Annotated in this window: 16 protein-coding genes, 1 tRNA gene and 2 pseudogenes; 17 read left to right on the top strand and 2 right to left on the bottom strand. The window is 52.9% G+C overall.

Translation table 11 applies throughout. The features are described 5' to 3' along the window. Positions 1-92: 92 nt before the first annotated feature. From ACK8P7_RS08225 to ispF, 7 genes and pseudogenes are all read left to right on the top strand, one after another. Positions 93-743: a S1-like domain-containing RNA-binding protein gene (locus tag ACK8P7_RS08225; protein WP_410043731.1), complete on the top strand. Its 651-nt coding sequence runs from the start codon at positions 93-95 to the stop codon at positions 741-743. Positions 744-907: 164 nt separating this feature from the next. After that, the gene (locus tag ACK8P7_RS08220) at positions 908-2,020 is read left to right on the top strand and encodes an ABC transporter ATP-binding protein (protein ID WP_410043730.1); all 1,113 of its coding nucleotides are present in this window, start codon (positions 908-910) and stop codon (positions 2,018-2,020) included. A gap of 278 nt (positions 2,021-2,298) precedes the next feature. Next, positions 2,299-3,390, top strand: a complete 1,092-nt coding sequence (locus tag ACK8P7_RS08215; protein ID WP_410043729.1) for a PucR family transcriptional regulator — start codon at positions 2,299-2,301, stop codon at positions 3,388-3,390. Positions 3,391-3,654: 264 nt separating this feature from the next. Continuing rightward, positions 3,655-4,308: pseudogene (gene ftsE / locus ACK8P7_RS08210) on the top strand (cell division ATP-binding protein FtsE); the annotation flags it as partial. A gap of 245 nt (positions 4,309-4,553) precedes the next feature. Next, positions 4,554-5,462, top strand: a complete 909-nt coding sequence (locus tag ACK8P7_RS08205; RefSeq protein WP_410043728.1) for a cell division protein FtsX — start codon at positions 4,554-4,556, stop codon at positions 5,460-5,462. Positions 5,463-5,562: 100 nt separating this feature from the next. After that, positions 5,563-6,891, top strand: coding sequence for a murein hydrolase activator EnvC family protein (locus ACK8P7_RS08200; RefSeq protein WP_410043727.1), 1,329 nt, complete (start codon positions 5,563-5,565; stop codon positions 6,889-6,891). Positions 6,892-6,902: 11 nt separating this feature from the next. Beyond that, complete coding sequence (gene ispF, locus ACK8P7_RS08195) at positions 6,903-7,370, top strand: 2-C-methyl-D-erythritol 2,4-cyclodiphosphate synthase (protein ID WP_410043726.1); 468 nt, start codon at positions 6,903-6,905, stop codon at positions 7,368-7,370. Between the two features lie 62 nt (positions 7,371-7,432). On the opposite strand, the gene ACK8P7_RS08190 is transcribed toward ispF, so the two are convergent. Continuing rightward, entirely contained in the window at positions 7,433-8,368 is a 936-nt protein-coding gene (locus ACK8P7_RS08190) for a diacylglycerol/lipid kinase family protein (protein WP_410043725.1), read from the bottom strand. Between the two features lie 392 nt (positions 8,369-8,760). Between ACK8P7_RS08190 and ACK8P7_RS08185 the strand changes: the two genes are divergently transcribed. The 9 genes from ACK8P7_RS08185 (at position 8,761) to ACK8P7_RS08145 (ending at position 16,840) form a co-directional block, all read left to right on the top strand. Further along, complete coding sequence (locus ACK8P7_RS08185) at positions 8,761-10,206, top strand: S1C family serine protease (RefSeq protein WP_410043724.1); 1,446 nt, start codon at positions 8,761-8,763, stop codon at positions 10,204-10,206. Positions 10,207-10,768: 562 nt separating this feature from the next. Then, positions 10,769-12,178 carry a cysteine--tRNA ligase gene (gene cysS, locus ACK8P7_RS08180; RefSeq protein WP_410043723.1) on the top strand — a complete coding sequence of 470 codons (1,410 nt, stop codon included), beginning with the start codon at positions 10,769-10,771 and terminating at the stop codon, positions 12,176-12,178. Then, positions 12,178-12,624, top strand: a complete 447-nt coding sequence (locus ACK8P7_RS08175) for a Mini-ribonuclease 3 (protein ID WP_410043722.1) — start codon at positions 12,178-12,180, stop codon at positions 12,622-12,624. Before cysS ends, ACK8P7_RS08175 begins: the two co-directional genes overlap by 1 nt. A 165-nt stretch (positions 12,625-12,789) precedes the next feature. Further along, positions 12,790-13,533, top strand: a complete 744-nt coding sequence (rlmB, locus tag ACK8P7_RS08170) for a 23S rRNA (guanosine(2251)-2'-O)-methyltransferase RlmB (protein ID WP_410043721.1) — start codon at positions 12,790-12,792, stop codon at positions 13,531-13,533. 109 nt (positions 13,534-13,642) lie between these two features. Beyond that, complete coding sequence (locus ACK8P7_RS08165; protein WP_410043720.1) at positions 13,643-14,620, top strand: quinate/shikimate dehydrogenase; 978 nt, start codon at positions 13,643-13,645, stop codon at positions 14,618-14,620. A 213-nt stretch (positions 14,621-14,833) separates the two neighbouring features. Further along, positions 14,834-14,906 (top strand) — tRNA-Thr (locus tag ACK8P7_RS08160). A 586-nt stretch (positions 14,907-15,492) separates the two neighbouring features. Next, complete coding sequence (locus tag ACK8P7_RS08155) at positions 15,493-15,705, top strand: helix-turn-helix domain-containing protein (protein ID WP_410043719.1); 213 nt, start codon at positions 15,493-15,495, stop codon at positions 15,703-15,705. A 2-nt stretch (positions 15,706-15,707) separates the two neighbouring features. Then, a complete protein-coding gene (locus ACK8P7_RS08150) occupies positions 15,708-15,947 on the top strand; it encodes a HipA N-terminal domain-containing protein (protein ID WP_410043718.1) in 240 nt (79 codons plus the stop codon). A 74-nt stretch (positions 15,948-16,021) separates the two neighbouring features. Beyond that, a complete protein-coding gene (locus tag ACK8P7_RS08145) occupies positions 16,022-16,840 on the top strand; it encodes an HAD-IIA family hydrolase (RefSeq protein WP_410043717.1) in 819 nt (272 codons plus the stop codon). Positions 16,841-16,997: 157 nt separating this feature from the next. On the opposite strand, the gene ACK8P7_RS08140 is transcribed toward ACK8P7_RS08145, so the two are convergent. Further along, complete coding sequence (locus ACK8P7_RS08140) at positions 16,998-17,822, bottom strand: AraC family transcriptional regulator (protein ID WP_410043716.1); 825 nt, start codon at positions 17,820-17,822, stop codon at positions 16,998-17,000. 217 nt (positions 17,823-18,039) lie between these two features. Between ACK8P7_RS08140 and ACK8P7_RS08135 the strand changes: the two are divergent. Next, a pseudogene (locus ACK8P7_RS08135) lies at positions 18,040-18,387 on the top strand (sulfatase-like hydrolase/transferase); the annotation flags it as partial. Positions 18,388-18,482 lie beyond the last annotated feature (95 nt).

Below are 18,482 nucleotides of genomic sequence, written 5' to 3'. Positions count from 1 at the left end.
CCGATGGAGACATTGGCCTGAAATACAGTATAAAAAAAGGGCGTACCGCGGCATGCGGACAGCCTGTACGTAATAGAAAGAAGAGGAAAAACATGATTCAATTAGGAAAGATCCAGACACTGAAGATCGCGCGAGAGAAGGACTTCGGTGTGTACCTCGCAGACAGTGAGGGTGCTTCGGTGCTGCTTCCGAAGAAGCAGGTGCCGGCAGGGAAGACGATCGGAGATGAGCTCTCCGTGTTTGTGTACAAGGATTCGAGTGACCGTCTGATTGCGACGACCCGAAAGCCGCTCATGCAGGTCGGCGATATCGCGAAGGTGCTCGTAAAGGATGTGACGAAGATCGGTGCGTTCGTGGACATCGGACTCGAGCGTGATGTGCTTCTGCCATACCACGAGATGCGCCACGAGATTAAGGCCGGCGACCAGGTCGAGGTCTATCTGTACGTCGATCACAGCCAGCGTCTCGCCGCCACGATGTATACAAAGAAGCACGAAGAGGCGACGGTTATACAGAATGATCAAATTAAGACCTATCATTATGAGCGAAATGCCGATGAGGTTCTCGCGATCCTGACGGAAAAGTTCGAAGGACATGTACCTTACACCGATAAAACTGTTCAACCTGACGAAATTATGCGGGATTTCGGCATGTCAAAGGCCGCTTTCAAGCGTGCTGTGGGCAAATTGCTGAAAGAAGGAAGAATTAAAATCACGAAGACCTCGATCTTTTGTGTATATTGACCGTTTTAAAAAATCGCTCGACAGTTTGTATAAATTCAACCGGTCTTTTCTAGGAACAAATGCCGTTGAGAAAACGTTTCCACAAGTGTACGATGAGTACAGTTGAAAAAGGCTTGGGGAACCTGATCACTAAACGTTTGTGCCCTATAGGAGAAGAAAAAATTATGGCAAGTGTTGAGCTTAAGAATGTAACCAAGAAGTATCCGAACGGCTTCGTCGCTGTTAAGGATTTCAACCTCGATATCAAGGATAAGGAATTCATCATTTTCGTCGGACCATCTGGCTGTGGTAAGTCAACCACCCTTCGAATGATTGCAGGTCTCGAGGATATCTCGAGCGGTGACCTGATCATCGACGGCAAGAGAGTAAATGACGTCGAGCCGAAGGACAGAGATATCGCGATGGTATTCCAGAACTACGCTCTGTATCCTCATATGACCGTATATGACAACATGGCATTCGGTCTGAAGCTTCGTAAGGTTCCGAAGGCAGAGATCGATCAGAAGGTGCATGAGGCTGCGAGAATCCTCGATCTCGAGCATCTCCTCGACAGAAAGCCGAAGGCTCTTTCCGGTGGACAGAGACAGCGTGTAGCGATGGGACGTGCGATCGTTCGTAGACCGAAGGTATTCCTCATGGATGAGCCGCTCAGTAACCTCGATGCGAAGCTGAGAGCACAGATGCGTGTAGAGATCGCAAAGCTCCACAAGTCCCTCGAGACCACCATCATCTACGTAACACATGACCAGACCGAGGCGATGACACTGGGTACCAGAATCGTCGTTATGAAGGATGGTATCATCCAGCAGGTAGATACACCGGAGAACCTCTACGATACACCGTGCAACAAGTTCGTTGCAGGTTTCATCGGATCTCCGCAGATGAACATGATCGACGCAGAGTGCAAGGCCGAGGGTAATGATGTAACCCTTACCTTCGCAGGCCACACCATCACCCTCGACGCTGCCAAGGCTGCCAAGCTGAAGGACGGCGGATACATCGGTAAGACCGTCATCCTCGGCATCCGTCCGGAGCATCTGCACGATGAGGCAGATTTCGTAGCTGCTCACCCGAAGCAGACCGTACAGGCTGAGATCAAGGTATACGAGATGCTCGGTGCAGAGACCCTTCTCTACTTCGACCTCGCCGATGCAGGCTGGGTTGCAAGAGTAAACCCGAAGACCGCTGCTCGTACCGGTTCTACCGTTACCTTCGCACTCGATGAGGCGAAGATCCACGTTTTCGATAAGGAAACAGAGCAGACCATCACAAACTAAAAGAATCACAGCGCACCCGGTGGGAGATCCACCGGGTGTTTTTTCGTTCATCGTATCATTTTATACAGCCATGCATGGAAAAGAGGCCGAAAGAGGCTGAAAAATGACGGAAACGCTCAGGGAGGGCGGGGCGGCACTGCCTGAACGCTTACAAAATGACGGAAAATGACAGTCATCAGGTCGATACAATGATTGATTTTAGAAATCGAATCTAGTAAAATATCAATAATTATGGAGTACTAGTCGTATCTAGTCGTTAAGTGCAGAAGGAGTAGAGAATGATTTCAAATCAGGTTTTACAGAGCACGATTGATTCTCTCAAGAGTATTACAAGAGTTGATATCGCCATTGCGGACATTGATGGAAAGGTGCTTGCATCGACCTTTACCGATAACCAGTATACAGAATCTATGGTTTCGTCCTTTGCGGAATCACAGGCAGACAGCCAGGCCGTGGGCGGATATCAGTTTTTTAAGATCTTCGACGAGCACCAGCTCGAGTATGTGCTGATCGCGATGGGCGACAGCGACGACGTGTACATGGTCGGCAAGCTCGCCGCCTTCCAGATCCAGACCCTGCTGGTTGCATATAAGGAGAAGTTCGATAAGGACAACTTCATCAAGAACCTCCTGCTCGACAACCTGCTTCTGGTCGACATCTATAACCGTGCGAAGAAGCTGCATATCGATGTCAGCGTGAAGCGCGTGGTCTACATCATCGAAACCAAGAAGAGCACCAGCGATTCCGGCGCCCTCGAGGCACTGAAGACACTGTTCGCTGCAAAGACTCACGATTTCGTCACTGCGGTCGATGAGAAAAATGTCATCGTCGTAAAGGAAGTGAAGCCGACCGAGACCTCAGATGAGCTCCACCATGTAGCCGAGACGATCCTCGATATGCTCGAGACCGAGGCGATGATCGATGCCCGTGTCAGCTACGGTACCGTAGTGAACGAGATCAAGGATGTTTCGAAGTCCTACAAGGAAGCGAAGATGGCCCTCGAGGTCGGTAAGATCTTCTATGCAGAGCGGAACATCATCGCCTACAACCGTCTCGGTATCGGCCGTCTGATCTATCAGCTGCCACTGCCACTGTGCAAGATGTTTATCCGCGAGATCTTCACGACCGTCTCTCCGGACGAGTTCGACGAGGAGACCCTGACCACGATCAACAAGTTCTTCGAGAACAACCTGAACGTTTCCGAGACCTCCCGTCAGCTGTATATCCACAGAAACACCCTGGTATACCGTCTCGATAAGCTGCAGCGCTCCACCGGTCTGGACCTTCGTGTATTTGATGACGCGATTACCTTCAAGATCGCACTCATGGTTGTAAAGTACATGAAGTATATGGAGACCATCGACTATTAATTCTTCGAGTCTTCGATCCATCGACGCTTCACTCAGCGTCCGGAGACAGCCCTGTCTCTGAAAAAATCTTAAGATTATTGACATGAATTAGCCGGTCCATGGTGTATACACCACGGACCGGTTTTTGCTATTATTTTATATAGTGCGGCATCGTCTTCCGGAAGCCCCCTTGCGTTGTTTCTGAAGGCAACCCGGACGCAAGGTGCATCGAGCCCTTGCGCGATATACGATGTGCAACACCCCACCAAAGGACCTTCTATAAGAATGATTGAAATCAAAAACGTTTCCAAAAGCTATAAAAACGGCGTTGAGGCCCTCCGAAATGTCAGTCTCACCATCGCGGATGGCGAGTTCTGCTTCATCGTCGGGCGCAGCGGCTCTGGTAAATCCACGCTCGTCCGCCTCCTCACGAAGGAGCTCGAGCCGACGGAGGGCGAGATCACCGTCAACGGGCTCGCCCTGCAGCACATGAAGCGACGTCTCGTCCCGAAGTACCGTCGCCGTCTCGGTGTCGTCTTCCAGGACTTCCGGCTCCTCGAGGACCGTTCCGTCTATGAGAACGTCGGCTTCGCCGAGCTGATCGCCGGTAAATCCACCCCGGAAATCCGCGCAGATGTCGCGGAGATGCTCGAACGCGTCGGTCTCAGCGAGAAGCACGATGCCTATCCGCGCGAGCTCAGCGGTGGCGAGCAGCAGCGTACCGCCATCGCCCGCGCACTGATCAACCGTCCGGAGATTCTGATCGCAGATGAGCCGACCGGCAACCTCGACCACGAGAACGCCGTCAGCATCATGAAGCTGCTCGAGCGCATCCACGCGCAGGGCACCACGGTCATCGTTATCACGCACGACCTCGAGCTCGTCCGTATGATGAACAAGCGCACCGTTCACATGGCCGACGGCGAGATCATCTCGGATTCCGCTGCAGAAGAGGCGAGCGAGTCTGTCGCTTCTGCAGAAGCAGAGAAGGCTGTCCCGGAGATGCAACGTCGTCGATCACGCAAACGATCGACAGCGGAGGAAAGTATGTCGGAAGAGACCGCGTCCATCCGTGAAAACGTGTCGGAGCTCAGTTCTGAAACAGTTTCCACGGAACGCCCGCGCGGTCTCGGTGGCAGCCACCGCCCGCGTCATGTCAGCCGGAGAAAGGGAGGTGACGTCAGATGAAAGCGAACGCCATCGGTTACTGTATCCATTCCGGATTCAAAAACATACTGCATAACAAGCTGTTTTCCGCCGCCTCCACGGCGACGATCGCGGCCTGCATCTTCCTGTTCTGTCTGTTCTTCGCGATCGTGACGAACGTACAGCACATCGCGAAAACCGCAGAAACCACCGTCGGCATCACCGTCTTCTTTACCGATGACGCAAGTTCTGAGGAGGTCAATGCTGTCGGCGAGGCCATCGCGGCGCGTCCGGAAGTGAAGAGCTCCCACTATACCTCTGCCGAGGAGGCCTGGGAAACGTTTAAGAGCGATTACTTCGATAACAACGAGCTGCTCGCAGAGGCATTCGCCGAGGACAACCCGCTCGCGAACTCCCAAAGCTACGAGATCTTCCTCAACAACATCCAGGATCAGCAGAGCATCGTGGACTGGCTTCACAGCTTCCCGGTCGTCCGTCAGGTGAATTACTCGAACGCAGCCGTCACGGGACTGAGCTCGCTGAACCGCATCATCTCGCTGCTCAGCGCCGTGATCATCGCGGTACTGCTGGCGGTGTCGGTCTTCCTGATCAGCAACACGATCTCCGTCGCGGCACAGTTCCGTCGACGCGAGAACATGATCATGAAGATGATCGGCGCGACGAACCTCATGATCCGCCTGCCGTTCCTCGTCGAGGGTGTGATGCTCGGCCTCGTCGGTGCATTGATCCCGCTCGCCGGCATCTACTTCATCTATGAAAAGGCTGTCCACTATGTCACAAGCCACTTTGTCTCGATCTCGACGCTGTTCCAGCCTATTCCGATCAGCACCATCTATCCGCAGATGGTCGCAGTCGCGCTGGGCCTCGGTGTCGGTGTCGGCTTCGTCGTCTCCTTCGTGACGATCCGAAAGTCGCTCCGGGTATAATGCAAGGCGGCGCGAAGCCTCGTCGATGCATCGAGGTCTGGAAGACGACCCGCGACATGATGATGCGAAGGACGAAGGCATCAGCCGAAAGAAAGAAGACATGAGAAAAAAGAAATCAGCGAAACTGAATATGCTTGCGGCGGCGCTCGTGCTGTCCCTCTGCTGCACGGCGAAGCCGAACCTCGCGGCGGAGACGGAGAAGAAGCAGATCGCGTCGGCGCAGAAAACGATCGACGCGAATCAGGCGGCCATCGATGCACTGAAGGAAGAGCAGGCGAAGGTGAACGATACCATCAGCGGGCTCAAGGACCGGAAGGCAGATACCGCGAGCTACATCAAAGCACTCGACCAGAGCATGACGGAGCTCACGAACGAGGTGAACGAGCTCAATGCTTCCATCGCGCAGAAGCAGCTGGACATCCAGTTCACGCAGGGGCAGCTCGCCGAGGCGGCGCAGACCGAGTCGGACCAGTATGCCAGCATGAAGCTGCGCATCCGCTTCATGTACGAGAAGGGTGATACGAGCTTCATCGACATGATCCTGAATTCCGAAAGCTGGGCTGATCTCCTCAACAAGGCAGAGTACATCGCGAAGATCACGGAGTATGACCGGCAGAAGCTGGACGAGTTTGCGGCGACGAAGCAGTTTATCACGAACACGAATCTGCAGCTCGAGGCGGAGCAGGCACAGCTGGTGACGATGCAGGCATCCGCGAGCGCGAAGCAGCAGAGCGTGGCGACCCTGCTCGCACAGAAGAACCAGGAGCTCGCCGCCTATAATCAGAAGATCCGCTCGGCGCAGTCGACGGCGAACCAGCAGCAGGGTGAGATCAATGCACTCTACGCGGACATCGAGGAGCAGGAGAGCACGATCGCCGCGATGGAGAAGGAAATCAAACGGCAGGAAGAGGAGGCACGGAAGAAGGCCGAAGCCGAGGCGAAGGCGAAGGAAGAGGCGGCCCGGAAGGCGGCCGTCGCTGCCGGTAAGGATCCGGATTCGGTCGAGAAGGTGAAGTCGGACTACACGACGCGAACGATGAGTGGCGGATTCACCTGGCCGGTTCCGTCGGGAGGCCGCATCAGCAGTACCTTCGGCTCCCGTGAAGCGCCGACCGAGGGTGCCAGCACCTATCATAAGGGCATCGACATCGCGGCATCCAGTGGCTCGAAGGTCGTGGCGGCCGCCGGCGGTGAGGTCGTGATCGCAACCTACTCTGCCTCGGCCGGAAACTACGTGATGATCAACCATGGCAGCGGTGTGTATACCGTCTACATGCACATGGCAAACCTCGGTGTCTCCGAGGGGCAGGAAGTCAAGCAGGGCGAGAGCATCGGCTCCGTCGGCTCCACCGGCTACTCAACCGGACCACATCTCCACTTCGGCATCCGTGAAAACGGAAGCTATGTGGATCCACAGAATTTTATGTAATGGAGGTTTTTATGAGAATCGGAACAGGATATGATGTACATAAACTGGTCGAGGGACGTGCACTGATCCTCGGCGGCGTGACCATCCCGTATGAGCGTGGTCTCGACGGTCACAGTGATGCGGATGTTATCGTGCATGCCATCATGGATGCACTGCTCGGTGCAGCCGCCCTCGGTGATATCGGGCAGCACTTCCCGGATACGGATCCGCGCTATAAGGGCGCTGATTCCGTACAGCTGCTTCATGAGGTCGGCCTCATCCTCGCCGCTCATGGCTACAGCATCGAGAACATCGACTCTACTATCATCGCGCAGCGTCCGAAGCTGATGAGCTATCTCCCGGAGATGCGTATGAATGTCGCGAAGGCCCTGAACCTTTCCGTCGACCAGGTGTCCATCAAGGCCACCACGGAGGAGCATCTCGGCTTCACCGGTCGTGGCGAAGGCATCAGCGCACAGGCCGTCGCACTGCTGATTTAAGTTTCCGTCAGAAGACCCGGAGGGCTGGCCCTCCGGGTCTTCTGACGAAAGTGTATATCCGCTCAGAGCCGCAGCCGCAGCTTCTTCGGAATGCAGGTCAGCGTATAGTCCGTCTGCTCACCGATCGACTCACCATCCACATGCACCGGAAGTGCCCGATCCGTATGGATCACGGCCTCACGGCAGCGGTAGAGATGCACACCGGTATGGGTGACATGCTTTCCGAAGATGCTCGCCAGCATAATCAGGAGCAGCCGCCACTTATACTTCGTGCTCACGATACAGATATCGAGGTAACCATCCGCGCCGTCGGCCTTCGGGCAGACCATATAGCCACCATCGAAGGGATGTACATGCGCCGAGATGAACAGGATGTTGTTGAACTCGTGGCGCTTATCGCCATCGAGGATCACATAGCCATGACTCGGACGCGCATGGATCAGCTCCCGCACGAAGATATGGAAATAGCTCACCCGCCGTCGCTGGAAGAACGGCTTTTTCGTGTCGGCCGCACCGTCATACCCCTCGGCATACAGCGCCGGAAAGAGCGCCGCATCGAAGCCGATCCCGGAGCTCACCGCGAAGCGGCGATTCATGGTCGCACAGTTCAGCACACCATAATCGAGCAGCAGCTCATCCGATGGATTCCGGAGACGCTTCAGCTGCGCGCGCAGTGTATAGCGCTTCCGATAGCAGCGCGCGATGTCGTTATCCGTTTTCGTCGGAATATAGGCGACGGACACACGGTCACCGTCCATGTGCAGTCCATCCACGACCTCGTTCAGCGTACCCTCGCCACCGATCACGGTGATCGTCCGCTTCTCCGGACAGCGCTCGGACAGCTGCTGTGCGTAGCGGCGCGCATCGCCGGCCTTCTCCGTAAGATATACCTCGTAGTTCTCCGTATTATGTGTCCGTTTTAAATATTTGAGTACCTTATCCCAGATTTTTCGTCCGCGGCCACCTGAGGCCTCCGGATTGATGATGAAATAATACATACTTCCTCCGAAGCTTTATATGAAAAAATTATAGCATTTTTCAGTCGCTTCATCTCTAAAAAGACTATAAACTGCCCCTTCGAATCCCTTCGAAATTCTATGCTTCACCTGTGAAAATCTTCGCTTCAGAATACCTTCTATATCGACTGTACACGAGCGCGTTTTTCACAAATTCTCCAAATCTAAGACACAAATTCAACACAGAAATCACGTATCATACTCGATGTAAACAGAAAGATAGCTGATGTGCATGAGCATCATCCGTGATCGTCGAAGCGGCGGTCGGCAGCAGAACGCAGAAGGTCTGTTGCGATCGCAGTCCGGCTTTACCAGATCACGATGAATGAACATATACGATCGATCAGGAACTACACTTTCTCAGGAGGTTCATGATGAAAAAAGTAGCAGGAATCGTTTTAGGTGCTGTATTGTTCGGTGCCGTCGCCGGTGCATCCATGGTCGGGGTCAATGTCGCCGCCCAGAAGGCCGGCATCGCTTACCAGAGTGACAGTGGCGCCCAGGCCGTCACACCGGAGACCACCGCCGCCGCGACCCAGGCTGCCGCGGAAACACAGGCGGCAGGCACAGCGGGCAGTGGTACCGCTCCGGCATCCACGCTTGGCTATGGCTCCGTCAGTGAGGTCGCGAAGAACGCGATGCCGTCGGTTGTCGCCATCACCAATATGATGAAGTATCAGGCGAACGGCTTCTCCCTGTTCGGGAACTACCAGAATTATGAGACCGAGGTACCGGCGAGTGGTTCCGGCGTCATCGTCGGAAAGAATGATACCGAGCTTCTGATCGTCACCAACAACCATGTGGTCGCTGATTCGAGCTCCCTCTCCGTCACCTTCTGTGATAACGAGAGTGTCGATGCTGAAATCAAGGGTACCGATGCCTCCGCGGATCTCGCCGTGGTCGCTGTAAAGCTTTCCGATATTCCTCAGGCGACGATGGATGCGCTGAAGGTCATCAGCATTGGCAACAGCGATGACATACAGGTCGGCGATCAGGTCGTGGCGATCGGTAACGCACTGGGCTACGGTCAGTCCGTCACCACCGGTATCATCTCCGCGAAGGACAGAGATGTACAGACCAGTGAGAGCAGCGAGTCTGGACTTCTCCAGACGGATGCCGCCATCAACCCGGGCAACTCCGGCGGCGCACTCCTCAACATGCAGGGCGAGCTGATCGGCATCAACGTCGCGAAGTACAGTGATACCGATGTCGAGGGTATGGGCTACTCCATCCCATCCGCGAAGGCGAAGAAGGTCATCGACTCACTGTCCACACTGACTACACGTCAGGCCGTTCCGGAGGATGAGCGTGGTTACCTCGGCATCCAGGTCAAGAACATCGATGCGCAGACCGCACAGACCTTCGACATGCCGCAGGGCGTCTTCATCTATAAGTTCACTGAGGGCTCCAATGCTGAGAACAGTGGCCTCCAGGAGAAGGATATCATCACCGCACTGGATGGTCAGGGCGTCAACACCTTCGACGATCTCTCGAACCTTCTTTCGAAGTATAAGGCCGGCGAGACTGTCAAGGTCACCGTCAAGCGTCCGAACGGCAGCCAGTATGACGAGGTAACCGTCGACGTCACCCTGGGCTCCTCCGAGACCTCGAACACCAACAAGAAGTCCGGCACACAGAGTCAGCAGAACCAGGGCTCCGCAAACGACCCGTTCTCTCAGAACGGCGGCAGCAGTTCGAACGGTAATGGCTCAAACGGCAACGGCTCGGACGGCAGCCAGGGCTCGAACGGCTCCGGCAGCAGCGACCAGGAGCAGCTGTGGCAGCAGTTCCAGCAGTTCTTCAACCAGTATCAGCGCTAATCCATGAGAGGGCCGTCCAAAGGACGGAGCGGCGCATGGATGCCCTAGTGGCGAACGTATTCAGAGCCTTGCCTATGGCAAGGCTTCTTTGCTAATCCATGAGAGGGCCGTCCAAAGGACGGAGCGGCGCATGGATGCCCTAGTGGCGAACGTATTCAGAGCCTTGCCTATGGCAAGGCTTCTTTGCTAATCCATGAGAGGGCCGTCCAAAGGACGGAGCGGCGCATGGATGCCCTAGTGGCGAACGTATTCAGAGCCTTGCCTATGGCAAGGCTTCTTTGCTAATCCATGAGAGGGCCGTCCAAAGGACGGAGCGGCGCATGGATGCCCTAGTGGCGAACGTATTCAGAGCCTTGCCTATGGCAAGGCTTCTTTGTTACTCCATGAGAGGGGCGTCCGGCAGGGCCTCATTGTCATTGACGCGCGCGTCTTTAAGCCTTAAAATAGTTTTATATGACCCTATGAGAAGCGATGATGTAGCGCCAGAAGCATTGGCGAACGCAGGATGTGCCGTCATAGAAATTTTACCGGGCGGGCAGAAATCATGGGCAGAGGAGATACTATGAAGATTTTTAATACGATGTCCCGCATGAAGGAAGAGTTTAAGCCGATCGAGGAGGGCAAGATCCGTATGTATGTCTGTGGACCGACGGTCTACAACTTCATCCATATCGGTAACGCGCGTCCGATGATCGTGTTTGATACCTTCCGTCGCTATATGGAGTATCAGGGCTATAAGGTGACCTATGTGTCGAACTATACCGATGTCGACGACAAGATCATCAAGGAGTCCATCGAAGAGGGCGTGAGCTGCGGCGAGATCACGAAGAAGTACATCGCCGAGGTCGAGAAGGACATGGATGCGATGAACATCGAGCCGGCGAGCGCACACCCGAAGGCGACCGAGGAGATCCAGGGCATGATCGATCTGATCAAGACCCTGATCGAGGGCGGTAATGCTTATGTCGCTGCCGATGGTACCGTTTATTTCGATACGACCTCCTTCCGCGGCTACGGAAAGCTGAGTCACAAGAACATCGATGAGCTGCAGTCCGGTTTCCGTGATCTGAAGGTGTCCGGTGAGGAGGGCAAGCGTACCTCGACCGATTTCGTACTCTGGAAGCCGAAGAAGGACGGCGAGCCGTACTGGGAGTCTCCATGGTGCGAGGGTCGTCCGGGCTGGCACACCGAGTGCTGCGTCATGGCTCCGAAGTACTGCGGCGGACGTCTCGACATCCATGCCGGTGGTGAGGACCTCATCTTCCCGCACCACGAGAACGAGATCGCACAGTATGAGAGTGCACACCACGAGACCTTCTCGAACTACTGGATGCACAACGGATTCATCAATATCAACAACCAGAAGATGAGTAAGTCCCTCGGTAACTTCTTTACCGTCCGTGACATCACTGCGCAGTATGATCCGATGGTGCTCCGCTTCTACATGCTGAGCGCCCACTACCGTAATCCGCTGAACTTCAGTAAGGAGCTCATGGATGCTGCGAAGACCTCCCTCGACCGTATCTACACGGCGCTGGATCGTCTGCGTGAGCTGAGTGCGAAGGCACAGGGCGATGCGATGACGGAGAAGGAGCTGGAGGATCAGAAGGCGGTCGATCAGCTGCAGGAAACCTTCAACAGCAAGATGGACGATGATCTGAACACCGCAGATGCGATCACGGCGATCTTCGAGCTCGTTCGTGTGGCGAACATCACGGCGACCGAGGAGAGCACGAAGGCATACGTGGACTATGTGCTTGCGAAACTCGAGCTTCTCATGGGTGTCCTGGGCATTCGTACGGAGCTCAAGAAGGATGATCTCGACAGTGAGGTCGAGAAGCTGATCGAGGAGCGTCAGGCAGCACGTAAGGCGAAGGACTTCGCCCGGGCGGATGAAATCCGTGACCAGCTGCTCGCCATGGGTATCGTTCTCAAGGATACCAGAGAAGGCGTGAAGTGGAGTCGTGCCTGATGGATTACGAGATTTTCAAGCTCTATAAGGAAAAGCTGAATCTGAAAGCGGTGGATGTCCAGACGACTTCACCGCTTATTCTCGCGTACATCGGCGACTGTCTCTATGACCTCGCCGTGCGGGAGTATGTGGTGTCGAACTTCCCGGGTGTGGTCAATGCTGTCAACCAGAAGAAGACGACCTTCGTCTGTGCACATGCGCAGTCGGAGATCATGGGCTTTCTCATCGGACAGGGCGTGCTGACGGACGAGGAGATGTCCGTCTACCGTCGTGGCCGCAATCAGAAGTCTGCAACGCACAGCAAGAACAGCTCCATCCAGGAGTACCGCCGCGCGACAGGCTTCGAGGCGCTGATCGGATACCTGTATCTGACGGAGCAGTACGAGCGCATGATCGATCTGGAGGCGAGAGGCATCACCCACCTGCAGGCGCTGGAGGACCGCTAAGGCGAGATCCGGCACGAGCCGGCGGCAGAAGCAGAAAAAGAATAAGCCGGTTGAAAAACTGCGTTTTTTCGGTTCAAACATCACATCCTGTATCGGAGACCGTCTCCGATGTGTACCGGCTCTCGGAGTCGGCCATGGATGTGAGCATAGGAGAAGGATCTAAGCATGAGAGACGAAGAATTTACACTGATCGGACGAAATCCGGTCATCGAAGCATTTCGTGCGGGCAAGGCGATCGATCGTCTGTTCGTACAGGACGGGCTCCACGACGGCCCGATTTCCACGATTTTACGTGAGGCGAAGAAGGCCGGTGTGAAGCCGGAATTCGTGAAGAAGGAGCGCCTCGATGAGATCGCCGGACAGGGGGCGAGCCACCAGGGTGTAGCGGCCTACCTTGCGGCATTCCACTACAGCAGCGTGCAGGAGATGCTCGACGCTGCCCGTGAGAAGAACGAGGATCCGTTCCTCTTCATCCTCGACGGCATCGAGGATCCGCATAACCTCGGCGCGATGATCCGTACGGCGAATCTCGCCGGCGCCCATGGGGTCATCATCCGCGAGCGGCGCGCCGTCGGGCTGACCTCGACCGTGGCGAAGAGCTCGGCCGGCGCGCTGGAGCATACCCGTGTGGCGAAGGTTACCAACATCGGCCAGACCATCGAGGAGCTGAAGAAGGAGGGCATATGGTTCGTCTGTGCGGATATGGACGGCGAGCTCATGTATAAGCTGAATCTGAAGGGTGCGATCGGACTCGTCATCGGGAACGAGGGCGAGGGCGTTTCCCGCCTCGTGAAGGAGAAGTGCGATATGGTCGCCTCCATCCCGATGAAGGGCGACATCGACTCTCTGAACGCATCCGTCGCGTGCGGCGTGCTCGCGTACGAAATCGTACGGCAGCGACTGAACTGACGGCATGTGGGCTGATGTAAACATTGGCCACATATAATCGTATAGGAAGAAAATGGCAGGGAATCGCAGGCGGGACGCCGGGTTCCCTGTTCTGGATGATGGAGGAAATATGGAAATTTCAGGACGCACGAAAATGATCTGTCTGCTCGGCAGCCCGGTGGCGCACAGCATGTCCCCGGCGATGCACAACGAGGCCTTCGCGGAGCTCGGGCTCGACTACCGTTACCTCGCCTTCGATGTGAAAGAGGGGGAGCTCGCCGGCGTGATGGACAGCTTCCGGAGGATGGGCGTGCGCGGCTTCAACCTCACGATGCCGCTGAAGACGGAGGCCGTCGCGCTCTGTGACCGGCTGAGTCCGGCAGCAGAGATCGCCGGTTCAGTCAATACCGTTGTCCTCGAGGACGATGGCACGGCGACGGGACATACCACGGACGGTATCGGCTTCACGGAGTCGGCACGTCAGGAAGGCGTCGATTTCCGCGGACAGAAGGTGACGCTGCTCGGTACCGGTGGGGCCGGGATCGCCATCCTCGTGCAGCTCGCGCTCGATGGTGCCCGCGAGGTAGCGGTCTTCGAGCGCGCCACCAGCCGCTTCCACGATCGGACCGCCCGTGTCGTCGCCGAGCTGAACGAACGTACCCACTGCCATGTCACGGTCTATGACTATGAGGATGCTGTGATGCAGCAGCAGATCGCGGAGTCCTGTCTCCTCATCAACGCGACGAATGTCGGCATGGCACCGCATACCGATGCCTGCATCATCCAGGATCCGTCCTGGCTTACGCAGCGGGCGAGGGTAGCCTGCGGTGATGCGCAGACCTCGGATGCGTCTGCTGCCCAGGGAGAGGCCCCGACAGCCGATACGACTGCCGCACAGGAGAAGGTGCAGACAGTGGCACCGCTGGTCGTCGCCGACGTCATCTATAATCCGCGGAAGACGAAGCTCCTCGAGATGGCTGAGGCCTGCGGCCTCAAGTCCTTCAACGGCATCAACATGCTGCTGTACCAGGGCGCAGCCGCCTTCGAGCTCTGGACCGGCGAGAGGATGCCAACGGAGAAGATCAAGGCGAAGTTTTTCTCGGAATAATTCACAGCTTAACTGGCCCTCATATCGGCTTCGGCTCAGAGCACGCAGGGAACGCCCTGCACAACGCAGATAAGCGCCGTATCCGTATATCTGCGCCGTGCCGTTATGTGCAAAATAATGTCCACATAAACTTTTTACAAAAAAAGTAAATTCGTGGTTGACAGAGCAGGGTCTCCATGATAAAGTATAGAAGTTCTCGAGAGGGAACGGAATGCTGGCATAGCACAGTCGGTAGTGCGTCGCATTGGTAGTGCGGAGGTCACCGGTCCGATTCCGGTTGCCAGCTTTCTTTATAGGGTGAGAAATCACTTGGAAGAGAGCCCGGAAATGACGTAAATACGTTGTTTCTGGGTTCTTTCTGTATGTTCATCCATCGATGTTACATAACCGTGTATGCACAGTGAATGAACGTTTACAGCATGAAAAATTGGGGCGAAAGTGCAAATATTGTGGGGCGAGATTTTTTAATGACGGAGTGAAGGTGAACTATGCGAAGTTCCAAGACGTGCTGGCGAAGATAAAGTGACGAAACCATATATAAGAGGAGTCTTTGAACATGGCAGAGAGCTGGGTTCCTCTGCACCGGAATACACAGTTCTAGGCGATGATCTGACGGTCAAGTTTACTGGTTATAGTTCACTCGTGTACTGATCCGGCAGGGGACCGGAGGGGACGGCAACCTGCTGACGGAATGGTGCGAATAATGATGATGTATATCGCTTGACTACGCCGTACGGCTAATTATATAATTCATTTGTGATAAATTAGCCGTACGGCTCATTATTTATAAATGCAAGTATAATTTAGCCGTACGAACCAAATAACCAAACTCAACTTTAAAATAAGCCGTACGGCAGAATCGAGGCAACCTTATGAAGCTTTATGATTCAAGCGATTTCGGACTTGCGATTCGTAATCGTCGAAAAGAACTTCACTATACGCAGAGTACTCTTGCTGAGTTAACCGGCTTCAGTATAAGCTATATTTCTGATCTGGAGCGTGGCAAACCTACGGCAGAGCTTGAAAAAGCAATACACCTTGCAAACATTTTAGGCATGGACATCATTGCCGAGAAACGAGGATAGCCATGTTTAATCTTACTGTTATGATGGAAATATGCGGGATCAGCACCTGTGTCGGGCACATTACCGGTACAGATTCTTCTAATTCTTTTTTTTCGTATGACGATATCTATTTATCGACACCTGACTGTCGCCCCATATCGATCAGTCTACCGCTCGAGAAAAAGCGTTTCAGTCCCGAAGAGACGAAATGTTTCTTCGAGGGATTACTGCCAGAAGGTTTTACACGCAGATGTGTCGCATGAATCCTTGATGGTATAATTAAAAAAATGAAGTCATTACTACTGGTGTGATTCACCATATAGGAGGAGACAGTGTTATGGAACGACTTTCTGGAATAGACTTTACTGCAATCAAGGGCTTTATTTGCGATATGGATGGTGTGATCTACCACGGGAATCAAATCCTACCAGGTGTCAGAGAATTTATTCAGTGGTTGCAGGAGGAGCATAAGGAGTATTTATTTCTCACAAATAATAGTGGCTACACTCGACGAGAACTGAACCAGAAGTTAGCGCGTATGGGACTCGATGTACCAGAAGAGCATTTTTATACGAGTGCTTTAGCGACGGCAGCATTTTTAAAGCAGCAGGCACCGGGCTGTTCTGTGTTTGCTATTGGCGAAGCAGGACTTTTGAATGCACTTTATGATGCGGGGGTGACGATGAATGACGTTAATCCGGATTACGTTGTTGTAGGAGAAGGGCGAGCATATTCACTCGATACATTAACTAAAGCAACAAATCTTGTTCTTAATGGTGCAAAGCTGATTGGCGCAAACTCGGATGTGTCAGGACCAATTGAAAATGGAATTGCCCCTGCGTGCGGTGCTTTAGTAGCCCCGATTGAGATGGCTACCGGTAAAAAAGCCTATTTTTGCGGAAAGCCGAATCCATTAATGATGAGGACAGGACTGCGCTTGCTTGGGTGCCATTCTGCAGAAGCCGTGATGATTGGCGATCGTATGGATACAGACGTCATTTCTGGCATGGAAAGTGGTATGTCAACTGTACTTGTTCTTTCTGGCGTATCTACTCGTGATACACTTGATACCTATGCTTATCGTCCAAGCATTGTGCTGAATGGTGTTGGTGATATTCCGAAATTGGCAGAGAAGAACTGTGCAAAGACAGAATAACCTCTTTAAATCATAGATAAAATATAAAAATCGGATGTCTGAACGGTAAAAAAATCGCCGTCAGACATCTGATTTTATATTATACACAGCCTCAATCTTTGACTGTGCTTCGTGTTAAAAATACAGTCCATCTGTAAGTGAATAATTTAGAGAGTACCTATGACTTTGGTGGTTGTTGAAGAAACCATTCCGGCGTATTTGCGTTTCCAACTTTTTGATAGAACATCTGAGGGGCAATTCCAGTGTGTTTTTTAAATACTCTGCTGAAATACAGCGGATCATCGAATCCTACTAATCGAGCTATGGTTGAAATACTCATGGAATTTGAAAGCAGAAACTCCTTTGCTTTTTCAATACGTTGCGTATTAAGGTACTGAACCGGAGAAACACCCATACGCTTACGAAAAGTGTGCGAGAAGTAGCTTTTGCTTAGTTTACAGTAATCTGCCATCGTAGATAAAGTCCAGTTATCAGCATATTTAGAATTCAGCTCTAAAAGCAGGCGGTCGATGGAAAAATTGTTTTCGTAAGGCTTTGAGAGAGAACAGAATGAGCGACTGATGGAACAGAGCAAAAGGCAGAAATCATGTAGAATGATATCTTCATACTGTGGCTTTTTTAACTGCAGTTCATTAATGATATCCTGGAACAGTAGCTTCAAGTATTGGTTTTCTCCGATGTAGCAATTGCGTATATCATATTTCTTCAGAAGCTCTTCGCATTGATTACCTGTAAAATGAATCCAGTATATTTCAGGCTTTTCTTTTGCAAAGTATGAATAGAATTGAGGTACTGTTGGTCGATACAGCACAATATTTCCAGCCGCAAGGGTTATCCAGTGATGATCTATGAAATAATGGCCCTCTCCCCGGAATACATATATTATCTGATAATCCAGACGTCCTTTCTCCCGATTACAGAAATAGTCCTGAGTCTGGAAAATCTGTTTTCCACAGCAATTCACCATAAGAGGAATATCCATATTACAAAAGCCAAGCTGAGTTCGCTCATTTCGAAAGTGCCCACTTATATTTATCATTATCATCAAGCTCCTTTGTTATCCTGTTAGTACCAGTATATCGTGTGAAAGCAGGAAAATCCATATGAAAAGTAATTATGTAAATGGCTATACGAAGTCATATGAAATACTATGGAGCCACATAGATGTAGTGAATCTATCAGGGAGGAGGCAAAAGTCGTTGAAAAAGCAGGTTGTTTTATTAATGACAGATACAACAAGAAAAGACATGGTCGGCTGCTATGGAAATCGAAAGATGAGTACGCCTAACTTAGATGCTTTAGCTAATGAAGGTATTCGCTATGAAAATGCCTATACTTGTCAGCCGGTGTGTGGACCAGCAAGAAGCGCTATTTTTACAGGAACATTTCCGCATTCTAACGGGATGGTGACAAATGGCGTTCCGCTAGGAGCAAACGTTAAAACGATTGGGCAGAGATTATCGGATCATGGTATTAAGTGTGGCTATGTTGGAAAGTGGCATCTGGATGGAGGCGACTATTTTGGACACGGTTGTGCGCCAGAAGGAGACCAGCTATGAAAAGTCAAGCATAGATTAGCAGAAAATTATCTTTTTTATCAGTGGCTATAAAAGGGTAACTCTAACAGAGCTCCCCAAAGGGT

The sequence above is a fragment of the Oribacterium sp. P9 genome (assembly GCF_046365365.1).
Taxonomy (GTDB): Bacteria; Bacillota; Clostridia; order Lachnospirales; family Lachnospiraceae; genus Oribacterium.
The sequence above is the reverse complement of the archived record's forward strand: the minus strand, read 5'-3'. Positions and strand labels throughout refer to the sequence as shown.

Excerpts from the sequence above, each read along its gene's own strand:
- ACK8P7_RS08225 (WP_410043731.1), top strand. The coding sequence starts at position 93 with ATGATTCAATTAGGAAAGATCCAGACACTGAAGATCGCGCGAGAGAAG.
- ACK8P7_RS08220 (WP_410043730.1), top strand. The coding sequence starts at position 908 with ATGGCAAGTGTTGAGCTTAAGAATGTAACCAAGAAGTATCCGAACGGC.
- ACK8P7_RS08215 (WP_410043729.1), top strand. The coding sequence starts at position 2,299 with ATGATTTCAAATCAGGTTTTACAGAGCACGATTGATTCTCTCAAGAGT.
- ACK8P7_RS08205 (WP_410043728.1), top strand. The coding sequence starts at position 4,554 with ATGAAAGCGAACGCCATCGGTTACTGTATCCATTCCGGATTCAAAAAC.
- ACK8P7_RS08200 (WP_410043727.1), top strand. The coding sequence starts at position 5,563 with ATGAGAAAAAAGAAATCAGCGAAACTGAATATGCTTGCGGCGGCGCTC.
- ispF (WP_410043726.1), top strand. The coding sequence starts at position 6,903 with ATGAGAATCGGAACAGGATATGATGTACATAAACTGGTCGAGGGACGT.
- ACK8P7_RS08190 (WP_410043725.1), bottom strand. The coding sequence starts at position 8,368 with ATGTATTATTTCATCATCAATCCGGAGGCCTCAGGTGGCCGCGGACGA.
- ACK8P7_RS08185 (WP_410043724.1), top strand. The coding sequence starts at position 8,761 with ATGAAAAAAGTAGCAGGAATCGTTTTAGGTGCTGTATTGTTCGGTGCC.
- cysS (WP_410043723.1), top strand. The coding sequence starts at position 10,769 with ATGAAGATTTTTAATACGATGTCCCGCATGAAGGAAGAGTTTAAGCCG.
- ACK8P7_RS08175 (WP_410043722.1), top strand. The coding sequence starts at position 12,178 with ATGGATTACGAGATTTTCAAGCTCTATAAGGAAAAGCTGAATCTGAAA.
- rlmB (WP_410043721.1), top strand. The coding sequence starts at position 12,790 with ATGAGAGACGAAGAATTTACACTGATCGGACGAAATCCGGTCATCGAA.
- ACK8P7_RS08165 (WP_410043720.1), top strand. The coding sequence starts at position 13,643 with ATGGAAATTTCAGGACGCACGAAAATGATCTGTCTGCTCGGCAGCCCG.
- ACK8P7_RS08155 (WP_410043719.1), top strand. The coding sequence starts at position 15,493 with ATGAAGCTTTATGATTCAAGCGATTTCGGACTTGCGATTCGTAATCGT.
- ACK8P7_RS08150 (WP_410043718.1), top strand. The coding sequence starts at position 15,708 with ATGTTTAATCTTACTGTTATGATGGAAATATGCGGGATCAGCACCTGT.
- ACK8P7_RS08145 (WP_410043717.1), top strand. The coding sequence starts at position 16,022 with ATGGAACGACTTTCTGGAATAGACTTTACTGCAATCAAGGGCTTTATT.
- ACK8P7_RS08140 (WP_410043716.1), bottom strand. The coding sequence starts at position 17,822 with ATGGATATTCCTCTTATGGTGAATTGCTGTGGAAAACAGATTTTCCAG.